We start from the raw sequence: 17,037 nt of genomic DNA, 5'->3' as shown, positions 1-17,037 counted from the left end.
AGGGGGCGCCGGTTAGGAGCGGTCCGGGCCGAGTCCGACGAGCATGGCGCGTATCAGCTGCCAATGCAGATCGGCCAGTTCTTCGGGGTCGCGCGCACCGTCTGCCGGGAACCAGTTCGCGACTCGATCGCACATCGCGATGATGGCCATCGAGGCAACGGTGACCTTGGTTTCTGACACGTCGGGCGCAAAGGCCGTCACGCGATCGCGCACCAGATTGAGGTGGGCACTCTGCAGGGCCAGCAGTCTGTCGTAGTCGTCGGTCGACAAGAACTGGCCGGCGGAGGCGGTGTAGAGGACGAGATCGGCGACGCGGGCGATGTGCATGTTGTGCATTTGGTAGAGCACGTGTTGTCGTACCGTCTCGCGCAGGTCTGCTTCGGGATCGACACCGTCGACATGCGTTGAGTTTTCCAGGAAGTCGGCCAGCACCCGGGAGACCGCCTCGGTGAGGATCGCCTCCTTCGATGGGAAATGGCTGTACAGTCCGGGCGCTTTGATGCCGGCGACGGCCGCGACTTCCCGGACCGTGAACGCACCGAACCCGTGATCGGCGACGTTCGTGATGGCCGCGGCCAAAATGCGTTCGCGCATGACATTCAGATCGAAGACCCGGCCGAGGTTCGCGATGTCGGCTGAGCGGTCGAGCTCCGAAGGACTCGAGGCGGGCCGAGTCGCGGATCCTCGTGCGGCGGTCATCTGTCCTCCTGTTGGCAGCTGGGTCCAAGGTTACGGCGCTCGAGTGCGGACCGAGCTCACCGGTGTGCCCGGTGTCGCCGGTCTGTGTGTCGAGCGGATGTTCCGCCTGCGGCGGCGGTTGGCGGAGTGTCGTGTTCGGGCTGTCGGCAATTGACTCCGCGCCACCTATTGACGGAAGCCGCGGCCAACGCTAGCTTAACGAATGTTCGTTCGTGCAGGTCCTGATGGTGAACCTGCGACATTGGAAGAGGTTCGACATGGTGTCAGTGGGTATTGCCGGACTGGGGCAGATGGGGAGCGCCGCACTGCGGATTCTGCTCGAGCAACTGCCGGATGCGCAGTTCCTGGCAATGGATCGGGCGCCCGAAGCCGTGCAGCGCGCCGAGTCGCTGGATCCCGCACGCGTTCGCGGGCGCGTCGTCGACGTCACCGCGGAGTCGGTGGACCTCAAAGGTGTCGACGTGGTGCTCAACCTTTCCGGACCGTTCTTCGCCGGATCCGACGGACTGGCCCAGGCGGCGCTGCGGTCGGGCACGACCTACATCGATATCGGTGACGACCTCGAGGCGACCGAAACCGTCCTGGCTCTGGATGCCGATGCCCAGCGCGCCGGCGTCGCGCTCATCAGCGGTGCCGGATGGTCGCCGGGGGTGTCCAACTGGTGCGCTGCCCGTCTACTCGACGAATTTCCCGACAGCGACGGGGTCCAGGTGGTGTGGGCAACACACGAGCGCGACCCCGGCGGATTGGCTCCGCTGCGCCACATGCTCCACATGGCGGTCACGCCGTGCTCGGTGTGGCGGGACGGTCAGTGGGTCCAGTCACCCGGCTTTGTTCCGGAAACCGCGGGCACGTTCACCTTTCCCGAGCCACTCGGTGTCATCGATGCCTTCGACACGGCGCACCCGGAGCCGCGAACGCTCAGCAGATTCTTCCCGCAGTTGCGCAACGCGAGTTGTAAGGGATCGCTGCGGCCCGACTGGGCCAATGCGGCGTTTTCGACGCTGGGTCGCATCGGCTTCGGTCACAACGACGTCCTGGTGGACATCGCCGGTCACGATGTCGAGCCTGCCGAGTTCCTCTGGAAACTGATGTGGGCCCGCCACCAGGCTTCCTCCGCGCCCAAGGCTGGTAAAGCGTTGACAGCGTTGCTGATTCAAGTTCTCGACGGCGCCCGGGTCCAGGGTGCGCTCGCACTCATCGACGACGCGCCGATGTCCCGTGGTACCGGCCTCGGCGCTGCGGTTGCCGCACTCGCCGCGCTGCGCGAGTGCCCGCCGCCGGGGGCGTGGGGACCGGAGGTCCTACCGTGGCAGTTCGCGCTCAGCGAGTTCGAGCGCATCGGACGGTCGCTGGGCGGGTTCGGGCCGGGTATCCAAACCCTGACCGAAGTACGCCGATGATCCGCTCACCGCAAACCGGACACCCCAGCCTGTCGGGCACCGTTGCGCACTGGGCTGACACGCAGCCGAATGCCATCGCATTGCGTTGCGGGGAAACGATTCTGACGTGGTCGGAACTCGACGACGCGATGACGCGCTTCGGCGTCCTCCTCCTCGATCGCGGTGTGCGCGTGGGTGATCGCGTTGTGCTGCTCGGCGAAAACAGCGTGGAATGGGTTGTCGCGTTTTTCGGGTGTCAACGCGCCCACGTGATCGTTGTCCCGATGAATACCCGTCTCGCGCAGAGTCAGGTCGTCGCGCAGGTCGCGAAGGTCGACGCCAAGCTGGTGCTGCACGATGCCGGCCTCGGTGGAACCGATCTCGCCACCCTGACCGGTACCCAGTGCCTGGAGCTGTCGGCGCTTATGCGCGAGATCAGCCGCAACAGTCTCGAATCGGTTGCCACAAGCGACCATTCAGAGGAGAGCGAGTTTCCTGCCCTCATCAGCTTCACCTCAGGTACCACCGGAACTCCCAAGGGTGCGGTCATCAGCAGCGCCGCGATGGCCGAGCTGGCATACGCGTTCTCGGACTACTTCGAAACGGGACCGGACGACAGCACCCTGATCGTCGTACCCATTTTTCACAACACGGGCTTCGCGGATCAATTGGCGCACATGGTCGCATCCGGAGGGACGACCAGTCTCCTGCGACGCTACCGAACCGGCGACGCGGCAGCAGAACTGATAGCGCACCCGGCCACCTTCCTCGCGGCGGTACCGAGCATGCTGAGAATGCTGATGCTGCACGACGAGGCCGACGCGATCTTCGGTGGCGTCCGCGCAATCATGTACGGCGGCAGCGCCATGCCCGAGGCCTGGGTGCAAGAGCTGCAGCAGCGGTGGCCACACCTGAAGCTCGTGCACGCGTACGGGCTGAGCGAGTTCACGTCGGTGTGCACGTTCCTACCCAGCGACCTGGCGGCGACGAAGGCCGAGTCGGTGGGACTCCCGCTGCCCGGCGTCCAGCTACGCATTGTCGACGAGTCGGGCGATGACGTGGCGCCGGGAGGATTGGGCGAAGTGTGGCTGAGTGGGCCGACGCGCATGCTCGGTTACTGGGACGAGCCGCAGCTGACGGCCGAGAAGATGACCGGGCCGTGGCTGCGCACCGGCGATGTCGGCCGTATCGACCGCGACGGCCTGCTGTGGCTGCACGGCCGGGCCGATGATGTCATCAACCGCGGCGGCGAGAAGATCATGCCCACCTTCGTCGAGTCGCACCTCGCCAGGCACGAAACCATCGCCGCTGCCTGCGCTTTCGGGTACGCAGATGACATTCTTCAGCACCGCGTCGCGGCAGCAGTGGAAATCCGCGCCGGCGCGGATTTCGACGAACAGGAACTCGTCGGGTTTCTGCGCGCCTGCCTGCCCGATTATGCGATTCCCGACCGCTGGGTCGTGTACGACGCGCTTCCCTTGAACGCCTCCGGCAAGTTCGATCGCAAGGCCTTGCGTGCGGACTTCGAAGCGGCACGGCAACCGAAACCGATTGAGCACGAACAGGAGCCAGCGAAATGAACATGTCGTGGTATGCCGTGACCGACCCGGCGACCGGCGAGTTGGTACGCGAGTACCCCACCGCAACGGACGAAGAGGTGGATGCGGCGCTTGAAGTGGCCGCGAACGCCTATCGGGATTGGTCGAGGCAGACGTCTGTCAGCGAGCGCGCTGATCTGCTGAGAAACGTTGCCGCACTGCACAACTCGCGCGCCGGCGAACTTGCCGAAATCATCCGCCGCGAGATGGGCAAGTCCCTCGACCAGGCCATCGGTGAGGTCGAATTCAGCGCAGCCATCTACGAGTACTACGCGGACAACGCCCAGCAGTTTCTCGCGGACGAGCCGATCGAGCTCATTGATGGCGAGGGGACGGCGTTCATCCGCCGCCAGCCCATCGGCGTGTTGTTGGGCATCATGCCGTGGAATTACCCGTACTACCAGGTCGCCCGATTCGCCGGACCCAATCTCGCACTGGGGAATGCCATCGTGCTCAAGCACGCACCGCAGTGCCCGGAATCAGCGGCCGCCCTGCAACGGATCTTCACCGACGCCGGCTTTCCCGACGGCTGCTACGTCAACGTTTATGCGACCAACCAACAGGTCGCCGACGCCATCGCGGACCCCAGGGTGCGAGGTGTGTCCTTCACCGGTTCCGAGCGGGCCGGCGCCGCAGTCGCGGAAGTGGCGGGCCGCAACCTGAAAAAGGTGGTGCTCGAATTGGGTGGCTCTGACCCGTTCATCGTGCTGTCAACCGATGACCTCGATGCCACCGTGCGGGCCGCGGTCGACGCCCGATTCGAAAATGCGGGCCAAGCGTGCAACGCCGCAAAACGGTTCATCGTTGCCGACGACCTGTACGAACCGTTCGTCGATGCGTTCACGGAACAAGTTCTGGCCCAGGCCGGCTCGCTTGCTCCGCTGTCCTCGGTTGCTGCCGCCGAGCGACTGGAAGAACAGGTCCGGCGCGCTGTCGCAGACGGTGCGACGCTGGTTCGCGATGGCGAGCGAGAGGGGGCGTTCTTCCCACCCGCCGTGCTGACCGACGTAGCGCCGACGTCGCCGTCGTCGACCGAGGAGCTGTTCGGTCCGGTGGCCACCATCTATCGGGCCGCGTCCGAAGACGAGGCCATCGAGCTGGCGAACAACACGCCCTACGGATTGGGCTCGTACGTGTTCACCACAGATCCTGAGCAGGCGATCCGGGTCGCCGATCAGATCGAGGCCGGGATGGTGTTCGTCAACGGCGTCGGCCTCGACAGCATGGAGCTGCCGTTCGGCGGCGTCAAGCGATCCGGCTTCGGGCGCGAACTCGGCCGGGCGGGGATCGAAGAGTTCGCCAACAAGAAGCTCATCCGCACTCTTCGCGGCTAGCCGCCGACCGTCACCGCCACATCTGATCCACCACATCCACCCCTCAAAGGACATCTGTCATGACCATCGAATTCGACGCCGCCGTCTTCAGGACGCCGAACGCGCCGCTGAGCATCGAAACCGTCTCGCTCCCGTCGACCCCGCCGCCCGGCGACGTATTCGTGCGACTCAAGGCAAGTGGAGTGTGCCACAGCGATTTTCACGTTGTTGCCGGTGAATGGGACGTCCCCACCCCGATGATTCTCGGCCACGAAGGCGCCGGTGTCATCGAGAGCGTGGGCGACGGGGTGACGACCCTGAAGAAGGGCGATCACGTCGTGCTGTCCTGGACACCCTCCTGTCGCCGGTGCCGGTACTGCATCAGTGGCCGGCCCGTCCTGTGCGACATGGTCGCTCAACATTCGGCCAACCACCTCTCGTTCGACGGCCGGTCGCGGATCACGGCGGCTGATGGCGCGGACGTCCTCAGCTTTGCCGGCCTCGGCACCTTCGGCCAGTACGTCATGGTGCCCGAATCGGGTGCGATCGCGATCCGGGAAGACGCCCCCTTCGAACAGTCGGCGCTGATCGGCTGCGCCGTCACCACCGGCGTCGGCGCGGCGGTCAACACTGCGAAGGTCCGCCCCAGCGATACCGTGTTGGTCATCGGGTGCGGCGGCGTCGGGCTGAACGCGATTCAGGGCGCGCGTCTGGTTGGCGCACGGCAGATCATCGCCGCCGACATCTCCGACGAAAAGCTCAAGCAGGCGCGGGTTTTCGGAGCCACGGACATCATCAACAGCGCCCAGGAAAATCTGGCGGACCGGATCGCGGAGCTCACCGACGGGCGTGGCGTCGAGGTGGCCATCGAGGCCATCGGCCTGCCGCAGACCATCGAAGCCGCCTATGCGGTCCTGGCTCGAGGTGGCACCGCCGTCGTCGCGGGGCAGGTGGCCGACGGTATGAAGGTCACGATCGACCCCTTCGTCATGTCGGATCAAGAGCTTTCCCTCATCGGCTCGAACTACGGCTCGAGCAAGCCCGCCACCGACTTCCCGCTGCTCGTCGAGCACTACATGCGGGGCCGCATCGATCTCGACTCGCTCGTGACCCGGGTCATCGACCTGGCAGAGATCAATGACGCGTTCGACGAGATGAAGCGCGGCGTCGGCATCCGCTCGGTGATCAGGTTCTGATGATGGATACCACCACAAGCGGTAACGCCGCTGAGAGCCGTACTACGCCCCGACTGAGCGGCAAGCTCGGCGTCGGCTCGATCTCCCTCATGATCATCGCCGGGGCCGCCCCGCTCTGCGTGGTCGGCGGGCCGATGGTGCTGGGCCTGGCCTTGGGGAACGGCGCAGGCCTGCCCATCGGCTACGTGGCGACCCTCGTCGTCCTGCTTCTCTTCGTCATCGGTTTCACGACGATGACGCCCTTCGTCCGCTCGGCGGGGGCGTTCTACTCCTACGTGCATGCGGGACTGGGCCGAGCCGCCGGGATCGGCACCGGCTATCTGGCCATGCTGTCGTATACGTGCATCTTCATCGGGCTGTTCATCCTGTTCGGGACCGGTGTCGACGCGCTGCTGAAGTCCTACGGCGGGCCCGCATCGCCATGGTGGCTGTGGGCCGGGGTGGGACTGGCGCTGACGTTGTTCCTGGGCTACCGGGACGTCGAGCTGTCCGGCAAGGTCCTGGGTGTCCTCCTGGTTGCCGAGGTGAGCATCGTTCTCGCGCTGGACTTTTGGATCGTCGCGCGCGGCGGTGGACCGGAAGGCTTATCCGGTGGGATGTTCTCTCTGAAGACGATATTCAGCGGCGCACCCGGGGTCGGCCTCATCTTCGCCGTGCTGAGCTTCATCGGCATCGAGGCGGCGGCGGTGTTCCGGGACGAGGCACGTGATCCCGCCCGGACGGTACGCCGGGCGACGATCATCTCGGTGGTCGTGGTGGGACTCTTCTACACGTTCACCTCGTGGGCGGTGATCAGCGGCGTGGGCGACAGTCGAGTCGTCCAAGCCGCGACAGCCGACCCCGAGGGCCTGTTCTCCGCAGTGGCGCTTCAGTACCTCGGGCGCGTCGGTGCCGACCTGACCGTGGCGATGTTCGTCACCAGTACCTTCGCGGCCGCCTTGACGTGGCACAACATCCTCGCCCGCTACACCTTCTCGCTGGCGTCCCGTGGCCTGTTGCCGACCACCCTGTCGGCGAGCCACCCGAAGCACGGCTCGCCGCACCGCGGGGCGGTGGCCGTCGCGATCGCCACCGGCGCTGTGCTGGCCGGCGGTACCATGATCGGGCTCGACCCGATGAGCGAAATCTACACGTGGACATCGGGTCTGGGGTCCATCGGATACGTCGTGCTGCTCATCCTCACCTGCTCGGCCGTGCTGGCCTTCTTCCGGCGCGAACCGCACGGGGCGCCGGTGACGCGGACACTGATCGCGCCACTTCTCGGCATGGCGGGGCTGCTGGCCATCCTGGCGATCATGCTGCTGAACCTCGATCTGCTCGCCGGAAACAGCCGGGTGGTCTCCGTCGTCATCATCGTTTCCCTGATCGCCGCCTTCGCGCTCGGACCCGTCGTCGGGAAACTGCTGCCGGCCTCGGGCCGGCAAGAATAGCGAAACCGTGGGACAACGAATTCCTTTGAGAGACAGCGAAAAATGACACAACGACTCGTGATGGTAGGCCTCGGCGCCACCGGCCGCGCCATGGCGCAATCCCTGCTGCGACGCACCGACGTCGAGATCGTCGGTGCGGCCGACCGCAATCCCGCGGTCGTCGGCACGGATCTCGGCGTCCTCGTCGGCAGCGCGCCGACTGGCGTGACCGTCGTCGACGATCCCGCGGGTCTGCCCCCAGCGGACCTGGCGGTCGTCGCGACGACGTCAGATCTGAACCACGTCGCCGACACCATCGTGCCGCTTCTGCAACGTGCGTACAACGTGATGAGCATCTGCGAGGAACTGGCGTACCCGTGGTCGAGTCACCCGGAGATTTCGCGTCGCCTCGATGACACCGCGAAAGCGCACGGTGTCACTGTGCTGGGCACCGGGGCCAACCCCGGCGTCCTCATGGACACCCTGCCCCTGCTGCTGACCGCCCTCACCCAACGTGTCGACCGCGTGATCATCCGCCGTCGCACCAACATGTCGCGGTACGGGGCGATCCTGTCGAAGTTCGGCCTGGGACTGACGCCCGCGCAGTTCGCCGCGGCACAGGAATCTGGAGATGTGGTCGGCCACTACGGTTTCGAACAATCGATCGGCGCGCTGGCGAGCGGCCTCGGGTGGACCTTGGACGCTATCGAGGTCGACCGGGTGACACCCGCGACGGTCAGCGAGATCACTCGGATCGGCGAGCACGTCACCGTCGAACGTGGCCAGATCGCGGCCGTCACCCACGCCGCCCGCGGATTGCGCGGCGGCCGTGCGGTCATCGACCTCGAGATCATGTTCGGCTTCTTCGACCCGAGCGACTCGCTCACCGCGGGTGATGATTACCGCATCGAAGGCGCTGACCAGACGATCGAGCTGACATCACTGACCGGCTTCGAATCGTTCGTGAGCACCATTGCAGCTGCGGTCAATGCCGTGACGGCGGTCATCGACGCGCCCAGCGGGTTTCTGTCGATGGGTGATCTGCCCACACGTGCCCTGGCATCGAAAGGTGCTCGGCTGCTTGAAGATGGATCGCTGTGACACATGCAGTGTCGGCGCTGAACCCGGTGCGTTTTCTCGATCGAGCCGCAGCGGTGCACGGGGACAAGGTCGCCGTCATCGACGGCGCACGCGTGCTGACGTACCGCGATCTGCATGAGCGCTGCCGGCACCTCGCGGGCGCGCTGGTTGCCGACGGACTGGGGCCGGGTGCCCGCGTCGCGGTGCTGGCGCACAACACCCTGGAAATGCTCGAGGCGCATTACGGGGTGCCCTACGCGGGTGGGGTTCTGGTGCCGCTGAACTCTCGCCTGAGCGCAGGGGACATCGCATACATCCTCGAGCACAGCGGAGCCGAGGTGCTGATCGCCACGGACCCGCTGATCGCGGTCGCGCGGGAGGCGGCCGAGTTGGTCTGCGGCACCGTGAAGGTCATCGCCGGCAGTGAGCAATACGAGCACTACCTGGCGTCGGCAGCGCCGGTGGATGTTGCCTGTGACGACGAATTCGCCACGGTGGCAATCAATTACACATCGGGTACCACGGGTAAGCCGAAGGGCGTGGTGTACACCCACCGCGGCACGTACCTGCAGGCGCTGGCCATGGCCTTCCATTCGGGCCTGAACCTCAACTCGGCGTATCTGTGGACGCTGCCGATGTTCCACTGCAACGGGTGGTGCTTCACCTGGGCGGTCACCGCGGCCGGCGCCACCCACGTGTGCCTGCCCAAGGTCGAGGCGTATGCGATCTGGACCGCCGTCGAGGACCACGCGATCACCCACATGTGCGCGGCGCCGACGGTCCTGTCGACCATGACCTCGCAGCCGCCTGCGAAGCGAGCGGAACAAACCGTGTGGGTGGCCACCGGCGGAGCGCCGCCCGCACCCGCACTGCTTGCGCGGGCCCGTGCCTGCGGCCTCGCGGTCACCCATCTCTACGGCATGACCGAGACCTACGGCCCGGCCGTCATCAACGAATGGAAGCAGGAGTGGGACTCGTCGTCTGCTGACGAGCGCGACCGCCTGAACGCCCGCCAGGGCGTCGGCAACATCGTCACCGACCCCGTTCGGGTGGTGGACGAAAAGGGCCGGGACGTCCCCGCAGACGGTGCAACGATCGGCGAGATCGCGTTGTGGGGAAACAACGTCACCCCCGCGTACTACCGAGATATGGCCGCCACTGCGGCAGCGGTGCCGGACGGCTGGTTCCGCAGTGGCGATCTCGCGGTGCGTCACCCCGACGGCTACCTCGAAATCCGTGACCGCGCAAAGGATGTCATCATCTCCGGTGGCGAGAACATCAGCTCGGTCGAGATCGAGAGCGCCATCCTCGAGCACCCCGCCGTGCTGGAGGCCGCGGTTGTCGGCATGCCGCACGAGCATTGGGGTGAGCGGCCCGCGGCGTTCGTGTCGCTTCGCCCAGGTGCGGCTGTCACGAGTGCGGAACTGCGGGCCCACCTGCTCGACCGCGTCGCGAAATTCAAGGTCCCGGACCGCATCGAGTTCACCGCACTCCCCAAGACGGCCACCGGCAAGATTCAGAAATTCGAACTGAAGCGGCAGCTGGCCGGCGACCCCAACCGATAGGTGCAACATGCACCGTCCGCCCGCTCGATTGGTTGAGAGGTGCCATGGCACACCACCGGCCCCAACGGCAATAGTGAGACGAACGCCACACCAGCAGCTCGGCGTCCCCCCCAAAGTTCAACTCGCAGAAAGAGATCACGCGATGACAACCGCTGTTTCGAACCTCCGGAAGCTTCCCCACACCGCGGATGTCGCGGACATTCGCGCCGTCGTCACCGAGGACGGCGGGGTGATCATCGAGGGCCTGCTGACCCCGGAGCAGGTCACCCGGTTCAACGCCGAGATCGAAGCCCCCCTCACCGCGCTGACTCCCGGCGGCAAGCACGAGCTCGAGATCGTCAACGAGTTCCACGGCGCCAACACCAAGCGCCTGACGAACCTGGTCACCCACAGCCCGGTCTTCCGGAACGAGATCATCAACCACGACCTGGTGCATGCCCTGTGTGATGCGACCTTCCTCGAGGAATCGGGCACGTACTGGATGACCACCGCCCAGGTCATCGAGATCGGCCCCGGCAACCGCGCGCAGTTCCTGCACCGCGACCTCGAGAACTGGTATCCCTTCGTCGGCATGGGCCCCGCCGGCCCCGAGATCACCCTCAACTTCCTCATCGCCCTCACGGACTTCACCGAGGAGAACGGCGCCACCCGCGTCATCCCGGGCAGCCACAAGTGGCCCGATTTCCAGGATCGCGGGACGCCCGAGCAGACGGTCCCCGCCATCATGAACGCCGGCGACGCCCTCTTCTTCAGCGGCAAGACCGCCCACGGCGGTGGCGCCAACGTCACCACCGATGAGTACCGCCGCGCGGTGTCCTTCGCGTTCAACCCGGGCTTCCTGGTCGGCGAGGAGGCCTACCCGTTCCTGGTCGATCGCGACGTGGTGAAAACCCTGCCGGAGCGCGTCCAGCGCATCCTCGGCTTCCGGTCCCAGTATCCGACCGGCTCGCCGGGACTGTGGATGGTCGACTACCGCGAACTCGCCGATCACCTCGGTCTGTAAGCGGCAGACTGTTGCCATGACGCCGGATCAGTTGTGGCCCGATGCATCCGATCCGGTCCGCCGACTGATCCGCGAACTGGCCGAGACGATGCTGACGAGGTCCGGGGAAGTGGTCGCCGACTTGACCGCGGCGTCCCTGCGCGACTCGCGGTACCGGGCGATCGCCGACGACCCGGTACTCGCAGAGGCTGACGCAAGCCTGACGGTCGCCAACCTCAAGCATTGGCTGACGTCCAACATCGCTGAACCGGGCCGCCGGGTCGCTCCCGCGACGGGAAGCGCCATGCGCACCTACGCACGTGATGTGGTGCTGCGTGGCCTGACCACCGACGATGTCGCGTCGTGGCGATCCGCTCAACGTGTCGGTTGGAAATGGTGGCTGGCTGCCTGCTTCGAGGCGACCAACGATGCGGAGCAACTTCGTGAACTCATCGAGATCACGGGCAATTCGCTTGCGACGTTCATCGACGATTCCATCGAGGAACTGGCGGCACACGTGGGCCGTGTCCGAGAAGAGTTCGCCGGTGGCTCACAGCTGCAGCGCTACGCCACTGTCGAACTGCTGCTCCAGGGCGCGGACATCGCACCATCGCGCGCCGAAGCGCAGCTCGGCTACGCGCTGACCGGCTCGCACATCGGCGTAGTGGTCTGGGTGGATTCGGAGCAGGACGTCGGCTTGCTCGAGCGCGCCAGTGAACAGGTGATGCGGGCGTGCGACGCGGACCGGCGACTGACGGTGGTCGCCGGTACCGCTGCGTTGTGGCTGTGGATACCGGCGAAGGCAACGCCAACAGCTGCTGATCTCGCCGAGCGCCTGGGACGACGACCTGGTGTGCGCGTAGCTCTGGGCCGCCCGGCCGCTGGGGTGAGCGGCTTCCGGCGGACGCACATGGATGCCGCTGCAGCGCAACGGCTCTTGGCGCGGCTGGGCTCCGCGCTGTCCATCGTGCGCTACGAGGACGTCCACCTCGTGGACCTGTTGTCGACGGATCTGTCGTCGGCCGATCAGTTCGTGGCGGACGTGCTCGGTGAATTGAAGGACGCCAGCCCTGTGCTGCACCAGACGGTCCTGACTTACGTCGATGAGGGACTCAATCGGACGAGCACCGCCGAACGGTTGTACACCCACCGCAACACCATCGACCGGCGCCTCGCGCGTGTCGACGAACTCCTGCCGAAACCCTTTGCGCGCAACCCGATCGAGGTGGCCGCTGCCCTCACGTTGCTCGGCGTGCGTGGGGGACATTGACTCCGACGAACTACCCGCGACTCGGGATCGTGGACACCAGGCGACGTCCGACCCGCGTCGCAACGCGGCCCACCCGGATCAGCAGCGTCGGGAGCGGGGTGCGCAGGGTGGCGTGCTTGCGGACGTAGTCCGGGACGTGCCACCGGTAGGTGGTACCGGCGGCGAAAACCGCGGAATCGCCCGCCCGGAGCCAGGTTCCGGTCTCTGGATCGCCGATGCGGACCTCGCCGGCGACGATGTGCACCGTCTCCTCTACGACGAATGTCCAGTCGAAGGTGCCGGCCGAGCAGTCCCAGATATAGAACTCGACTGCCGAGTCACCACTGGTGTACCAGCGCCGCGACCGTGCCCGTGGCTTGCCGTCGACGACCCATGACGGATCGATCGGGCTGTCCGTCAGGTCGTGATCCTGTGCGAATGCTGACTGCATGCTGGGAAATCGTAGCGGTGTGCAAGATCGGCCGAGGCCAGTTTTTGGGCTACGTGGCCGCGAGGTTCATCGAGAAGATCTGCCAGGAGTGGCCGTCGAGGTCGTGGTAGCTGCGGCCGTACATGAAGTCCTCGTCGTCGGTGTCGCCCGGCGTGGCGCCCGCGGCCAGGGCACCGTCCACCAGCCTGTCGACACATCCGCGGCTGTCGACCGCCAGACAGATGACGCACTCCTTCGTCTTCGACGCGTCGGCAGTCTCGGCCGGGTGCAGGGAATCGAAGACGTCGCGCTGCGTCAGCATTGCGAACTGGTTCTCGCCAAGCACCAGTGTCACTGCGTTGTCACTGCTGAACGTCTCGTCGACCGAATAGCCGAGCCCGGAGAAGAACTTTCGCGAGCGCGCGACGTCGGCGACGGGCAGGTGGACGAAGATCATGGCGTGCATCGGGCTGCTCCTGTGGTCCGCAGCACCCGGTAGCAGGTGCCGTCACAGGGGTAGACAGCCGGCCCGCGCATAACTCATCGCGTGGCGGTTCAGGGGAAGGCGTACCGCACGACCACAGGCGCGTGGTCGGACAACCGCGCGTCGGGTGCGGCTTCCTTGTCGACCGTCACCGACACGGCGGTCCGCGCGAGCCGCGGCGTGGCCAGGTGGTGATCGATGCGCCAGCCCACATCCTTGACGAACGACTCGCCGGCCCAACTCCACCAGGACAGCGGCCCGGGGTGGTCGCCGTGCAGCGTCCGGACCACATCGACGAGCGTGCGTGGCCCGATCTGAGCGTCGAGCCAGGCGCGCTCCTCGGGGAGGAAGCCCTCCATCTTCTGCGCAGCCCGCCAATTGGTCACATCGTGTGGCAGGTGGGCCACGTTCAGGTCGCCGAGCAGCAGGAATTCGCGGCCCGCGGCGAGCGCCGCCCGGCGACTCCGGCTCAGCTCGCGCGCGAATGCCCCGAGAAAGCGCATCTTCCGTTCGTACTTGGCGCCGCCGTCCGGAATGTCGCGCATGTTGCCGGGCCGCTGCAGGTGCGCGGGCAGGCCGCCCTTCGGCAGATAGAGACAGGCCACCGTGAGGGGAGCGTCCGCGAGGTCGACCTCGAGGTAGCGACCCTCGAGCGCATGCGCTCCGAGGCCCCGGCTGCGCGGCCGATGCGACACCCAGGTCCGCACGTCCGACGGTGCCTCGCGCGTCAGGATGGCGACGCCGTTGCGGCCCGGGATCGAGCCGGAGTCGATCGCCGCGTGATAGCCGTCGAATTCGCCGACCTGCTCGGGCGGGCAGCGCAACTCTTGCAGTGCCACCACGTCGAGCCCGCGGCCGGCGAGCCAGGCGTCGAAGCCGCGCCGGCGTGCCGCCCGGATCCCGTTGACGTTGAACGTGGCGATGCCCAGCGGAGCGTTTGGTGTAGCCATCGCCTCTACCCAAGCAGATCGCCGTGGCGGCCGTTCGGCGGACTTGGTATGTCCGCCGATCGGTGGAGTGCGGTTCAACCGGCGAATCCGCTGTTCGGGGGAATCCGGGAAGACGTCATTCGCGGAATAGTTGGCGGTGTCACAGAGACGTCCCAAAACCCGTCTCGGAAAACAACATTCACGTACAGGAGGCCCCATGAACATCACGACGGCTCGTGTCGCCGCAGCAGGAACCGGGATCGCCGCCGCGCTGTCCTTCGCCGCGGTCGCCCACGCGGGAACCATGCCGGTTACTCATCCCGGCGAGCCGACCATCGCCATGACGATCACCAACCACACCGACAAGGTTCAGTTCCTGGTCGATGACGGGACGAGCCCTAACGGCCAATGGGTCGACGGCCCTCAGCGGTTGCTGGCACCGGGCGCCACCGAAATCGTGACAGCCGTTGCGCCGCAAGGTAATTCACTCGACATGCACGTCGCCTACCGGGTGGGCGCCGGCGGCCCGACCGCCACGTACGAGGTCAGCAACTCGAAGACCAACACGAATGTCGCGAACACCGGTGTCACCGGGTTTCTCGCCAAGAACTACTGGATCAATCACAACTTCAGCAGCCGCTACCCGAGCACCAATGTCAGCTTCGACCTCTGGTGAGTACCTGCAGTGACGGACCGGTGGCTACCGGTCCGTCACGCTTCGCGCGCCTGATCCGCGTGCAGCGCCTTGATGCGTCGCTGTTCGCGCAGCACCTGCTGGTAGCTCTCGCGTTCGATGATCAGCCAGTCCGGCTTCTCCTCGAGGAGCGCGTCGATCTCCTCGGTGGTCAGCGCCTTCTCGACGCCACCGCGCGCGAGGCCGGCGATCGAAACGCCGAGCTTGGCCGCCACCAGGTTCTTGGGGTGCGGCCCGTTCTTGCGGAGGTCCTTGAGCCACTGCGGCGGATCGGCCTGCAAGGCCGCCAGCTCGGCGCGCGTGATCGCGTTCTCCTGGAACTCGGCAGGCGTCGCGGGCAAGTACACGTCCAGCTTCTTCGCCGCGGTGGCGGGTTTCATGGACTGCGCGTTGGGCCTGCTCATGGGCATCAGCCTATCGTTAGGTCGCGGCGTTAACCCCGTACGATCCGCGATGTGGAGTTTTCGCGGCTGGATCTCGCGACCCGCAAGTTCTGGCGGGCAGCCGGCAGAGGCGTCGATCTCGAGGGCGCCGACGCCTGGCTGCAGGCGCCACTCGGGTCCCGGGGTGGCGGGAACAGCTGGCTGCGGGACGAAGCGGCCCGGCGCGGTGGCGCCCTGCGCGACGACGATCCCGACGCCGGTTTGCAGCCCGACCTCGAAGGACTGTCCGGCCCCGGATTCGATGCCGCGGCCGTCCACCCGATGATTCACGACTTCTACACCCACACTGCGCGCTGGCGCATGGAGGTGTGGAGCAGTTGGTCACCGTTGTTCTGGCCGGGCGGCGAACTGATCTCGCGCGCGTTCGGCAAGCGCGTGCAGCAACTGGCGCTACCGATGCGCCCCCTCGACGTCGCGCGGGGCATCGATGGCCGGGTGTCGGTGATCACCGACGGTGCCGGCGCGCAGGTCGCGGCCGGCTGGGTCCGGACCCTGCGTGGAAACGGCGACACCGTGTTCAGCGGATGTTATTCGCGCAGAACGCTTCCCGGTGCCGATCGGGCCAGCGTGCACGTGACGTTCCCGTTGGAAGAGGGCAACGTCCAGGTCTTTCTTCGGCCGCAGCACCTGCCGGACGGTGGCCTGCGGCTGTCGTCCCCGGCGGGCCCGTGGGGTGCCGACGGGGCGTACGTCCTGGTCCGCGATCGCGGTCGCCATTTCGCGCGGCGCGTGCCCGTGCACGAGACGTTCGACCTCTACGTTGACCGCGAGCAGGTGCTCCGTACCGACCATGTGCTGCGAATGTGGAACCTGCCGGCCGTCCGCCTGCACTACAAGCTGGAACGCCTCGGCACGTAACCGGTACGACCGTCCCAGTAGCCGTGTTCGGAGATGGGGCGGAATCGGTAGGTCGCGAACTCGCGGTGGAAGTCGCGGCGGCGGCGTTCGGCCATCGCAGCGGCATGCCGCGCCGGTTCGGCGAGCTCTGCCGCTCCATCACGGCCGTGCACCATGTCCGTCATCGCTCGCACTGAGTTCCAGATCGAGAAGGTGGAGATGGAGCGGGGCGGGCGCACCGCCGCCAGCGCCAGGGTGGCGTCAGGATGATCACGGACCAACCGCTCGACCGGCTTGCCCCAGGCGAGGAAGCGCGGTACCTCGGGCAACCGCATGCGGGCCAGGGTGACGGCGACGACGGGCTCGTCAGCGTCGGAGGCGTCGGCCTCCTGCGGTAGATCGGGGAGCGCCGCGAGCGTGGACCAGCGCCGCAGGAACGTCATCCGGACATGCCAGCCGGCAGCGAGACGCGCGCCTGGACCGGCCAGAAAGGCGTCGATCGCGGCCTCGTCGTCCCATCGGGCGAACATTGCCAGCCGCCGCAGCTGCAGCCGGTCGGGGGAGATGGTCGGCGCACCGAGCCGCATCAGGGATAGGCATTCTGCGTAGCGCAGCCCGGTCACTCGGTCGGGCTGTGGTGGTCGCCGCAGTAGCGGCACCGTCGACGTGACCGGCAGTTCGACGAGATGGAACGTGAAGACGCCGAGCCCGGTCATCCCTCAATTATCGGCGCTGACGACGAACCGC

At 66.5% G+C, this 17,037-nt stretch carries 17 protein-coding genes; 11 read left to right on the top strand and 6 right to left on the bottom strand.

Going from position 1 to position 17,037, the window contains the following annotated elements:
* Positions 1-12 precede the first annotated feature (12 nt).
* Positions 13-699, bottom strand: a complete 687-nt coding sequence (locus QRN63_RS20240; RefSeq protein ID WP_285032467.1) for a TetR/AcrR family transcriptional regulator — start codon at positions 697-699, stop codon at positions 13-15.
* A gap of 260 nt (positions 700-959) precedes the next feature.
* Here QRN63_RS20240 and QRN63_RS20235 point away from each other — a divergent pair, with 260 nt between their 5' ends.
* The 9 genes from QRN63_RS20235 to QRN63_RS20195 all read left to right on the top strand — a co-directional run bounded on the left by QRN63_RS20235 (position 960) and on the right by QRN63_RS20195 (position 12,494).
* Positions 960-2,102, top strand: a complete 1,143-nt coding sequence (locus tag QRN63_RS20235) for a saccharopine dehydrogenase family protein (RefSeq protein ID WP_285032465.1) — start codon at positions 960-962, stop codon at positions 2,100-2,102.
* A complete protein-coding gene (locus QRN63_RS20230; RefSeq protein WP_285032463.1) occupies positions 2,099-3,661 on the top strand; it encodes a class I adenylate-forming enzyme family protein in 1,563 nt (520 codons plus the stop codon). The genes QRN63_RS20235 and QRN63_RS20230 overlap by 4 nt, the downstream gene beginning before the upstream one ends.
* 2 nt (positions 3,662-3,663) lie before the next feature.
* The gene (locus tag QRN63_RS20225) at positions 3,664-5,013 is read left to right on the top strand and encodes an NAD-dependent succinate-semialdehyde dehydrogenase (protein WP_285032688.1); all 1,350 of its coding nucleotides are present in this window, start codon (positions 3,664-3,666) and stop codon (positions 5,011-5,013) included.
* Positions 5,014-5,072: 59 nt separating this feature from the next.
* Entirely contained in the window at positions 5,073-6,188 is a 1,116-nt protein-coding gene (locus QRN63_RS20220; RefSeq protein WP_285032461.1) for a Zn-dependent alcohol dehydrogenase, read from the top strand.
* 2 nt (positions 6,189-6,190) lie between these two features.
* Positions 6,191-7,618, top strand: coding sequence for an APC family permease (locus tag QRN63_RS20215; protein ID WP_285032459.1), 1,428 nt, complete (start codon positions 6,191-6,193; stop codon positions 7,616-7,618).
* Between the two features lie 42 nt (positions 7,619-7,660).
* On the top strand, positions 7,661-8,698 hold the full coding sequence (locus QRN63_RS20210; protein WP_285032457.1) for a dihydrodipicolinate reductase: 1,038 nt from the start codon (positions 7,661-7,663) through the stop codon (positions 8,696-8,698).
* Positions 8,695-10,242, top strand: coding sequence for an AMP-binding protein (locus QRN63_RS20205; RefSeq protein ID WP_285032455.1), 1,548 nt, complete (start codon positions 8,695-8,697; stop codon positions 10,240-10,242). Before QRN63_RS20210 ends, QRN63_RS20205 begins: the two co-directional genes overlap by 4 nt.
* Before the next feature lie 142 nt (positions 10,243-10,384).
* A complete protein-coding gene (locus QRN63_RS20200) occupies positions 10,385-11,245 on the top strand; it encodes a phytanoyl-CoA dioxygenase family protein (RefSeq protein WP_285032453.1) in 861 nt (286 codons plus the stop codon).
* A 16-nt stretch (positions 11,246-11,261) separates the two neighbouring features.
* Positions 11,262-12,494, top strand: a complete 1,233-nt coding sequence (locus QRN63_RS20195; RefSeq protein ID WP_285032451.1) for a PucR family transcriptional regulator — start codon at positions 11,262-11,264, stop codon at positions 12,492-12,494.
* 10 nt (positions 12,495-12,504) lie between these two features.
* Here the strand turns inward: QRN63_RS20195 and QRN63_RS20190 are convergent, their stop codons facing one another.
* The 3 genes from QRN63_RS20190 to QRN63_RS20180 form a co-directional block, all read right to left on the bottom strand.
* Positions 12,505-12,924: a cupin domain-containing protein gene (locus tag QRN63_RS20190; protein ID WP_285032450.1), complete on the bottom strand. Its 420-nt coding sequence runs from the start codon at positions 12,922-12,924 to the stop codon at positions 12,505-12,507.
* Between the two features lie 49 nt (positions 12,925-12,973).
* Positions 12,974-13,369, bottom strand: coding sequence for a VOC family protein (locus QRN63_RS20185; RefSeq protein ID WP_285032448.1), 396 nt, complete (start codon positions 13,367-13,369; stop codon positions 12,974-12,976).
* 89 nt (positions 13,370-13,458) lie between these two features.
* Positions 13,459-14,337, bottom strand: coding sequence for an exodeoxyribonuclease III (locus tag QRN63_RS20180; RefSeq protein ID WP_285032446.1), 879 nt, complete (start codon positions 14,335-14,337; stop codon positions 13,459-13,461).
* A gap of 196 nt (positions 14,338-14,533) precedes the next feature.
* On the opposite strand from QRN63_RS20180, the gene QRN63_RS20175 reads away from it, so the two are divergent.
* Positions 14,534-14,992, top strand: a complete 459-nt coding sequence (locus tag QRN63_RS20175) for a hypothetical protein (RefSeq protein WP_285032444.1) — start codon at positions 14,534-14,536, stop codon at positions 14,990-14,992.
* Between the two features lie 35 nt (positions 14,993-15,027).
* Here the strand turns inward: QRN63_RS20175 and QRN63_RS20170 are convergent, their stop codons facing one another.
* The gene (locus QRN63_RS20170) at positions 15,028-15,414 is read right to left on the bottom strand and encodes a DUF5997 family protein (protein WP_285032442.1); all 387 of its coding nucleotides are present in this window, start codon (positions 15,412-15,414) and stop codon (positions 15,028-15,030) included.
* A gap of 51 nt (positions 15,415-15,465) precedes the next feature.
* On the opposite strand from QRN63_RS20170, the gene QRN63_RS20165 reads away from it, so the two are divergent.
* A complete protein-coding gene (locus QRN63_RS20165) occupies positions 15,466-16,311 on the top strand; it encodes a hypothetical protein (RefSeq protein ID WP_285032440.1) in 846 nt (281 codons plus the stop codon).
* Here the strand turns inward: QRN63_RS20165 and QRN63_RS20160 are convergent.
* Positions 16,284-17,006, bottom strand: coding sequence for a hypothetical protein (locus QRN63_RS20160; RefSeq protein WP_285032438.1), 723 nt, complete (start codon positions 17,004-17,006; stop codon positions 16,284-16,286). The two genes, QRN63_RS20165 and QRN63_RS20160, sit on opposite strands and share 28 nt — an antisense overlap.
* Positions 17,007-17,037: the final 31 nt, after the last annotated feature.

This window comes from Mycolicibacterium sp. lyk4-40-TYG-92, assembly GCF_030209435.1.
In the GTDB taxonomy this organism is placed as follows: Bacteria; Actinomycetota; Actinomycetes; order Mycobacteriales; family Mycobacteriaceae; genus Mycobacterium.
Note: the sequence above shows the minus strand (reverse complement) of the source record. Positions and strands in the feature narration are given on the sequence as shown.

Coding starts and splice junctions, on each gene's coding strand:
- QRN63_RS20240 (WP_285032467.1), bottom strand. CDS start 699: ATGACCGCCGCACGAGGATCCGCGACTCGGCCCGCCTCGAGTCCTTCG.
- QRN63_RS20230 (WP_285032463.1), top strand. CDS start 2,099: ATGATCCGCTCACCGCAAACCGGACACCCCAGCCTGTCGGGCACCGTT.
- QRN63_RS20225 (WP_285032688.1), top strand. CDS start 3,664: ATGTCGTGGTATGCCGTGACCGACCCGGCGACCGGCGAGTTGGTACGC.
- QRN63_RS20220 (WP_285032461.1), top strand. CDS start 5,073: ATGACCATCGAATTCGACGCCGCCGTCTTCAGGACGCCGAACGCGCCG.
- QRN63_RS20215 (WP_285032459.1), top strand. CDS start 6,191: ATGGATACCACCACAAGCGGTAACGCCGCTGAGAGCCGTACTACGCCC.
- QRN63_RS20210 (WP_285032457.1), top strand. CDS start 7,661: ATGACACAACGACTCGTGATGGTAGGCCTCGGCGCCACCGGCCGCGCC.
- QRN63_RS20200 (WP_285032453.1), top strand. CDS start 10,385: ATGACAACCGCTGTTTCGAACCTCCGGAAGCTTCCCCACACCGCGGAT.
- QRN63_RS20195 (WP_285032451.1), top strand. CDS start 11,262: ATGACGCCGGATCAGTTGTGGCCCGATGCATCCGATCCGGTCCGCCGA.
- QRN63_RS20190 (WP_285032450.1), bottom strand. CDS start 12,924: ATGCAGTCAGCATTCGCACAGGATCACGACCTGACGGACAGCCCGATC.
- QRN63_RS20185 (WP_285032448.1), bottom strand. CDS start 13,369: ATGCACGCCATGATCTTCGTCCACCTGCCCGTCGCCGACGTCGCGCGC.
- QRN63_RS20180 (WP_285032446.1), bottom strand. CDS start 14,337: ATGGCTACACCAAACGCTCCGCTGGGCATCGCCACGTTCAACGTCAAC.
- QRN63_RS20175 (WP_285032444.1), top strand. CDS start 14,534: ATGAACATCACGACGGCTCGTGTCGCCGCAGCAGGAACCGGGATCGCC.
- QRN63_RS20170 (WP_285032442.1), bottom strand. CDS start 15,414: ATGAGCAGGCCCAACGCGCAGTCCATGAAACCCGCCACCGCGGCGAAG.
- QRN63_RS20160 (WP_285032438.1), bottom strand. CDS start 17,006: ATGACCGGGCTCGGCGTCTTCACGTTCCATCTCGTCGAACTGCCGGTC.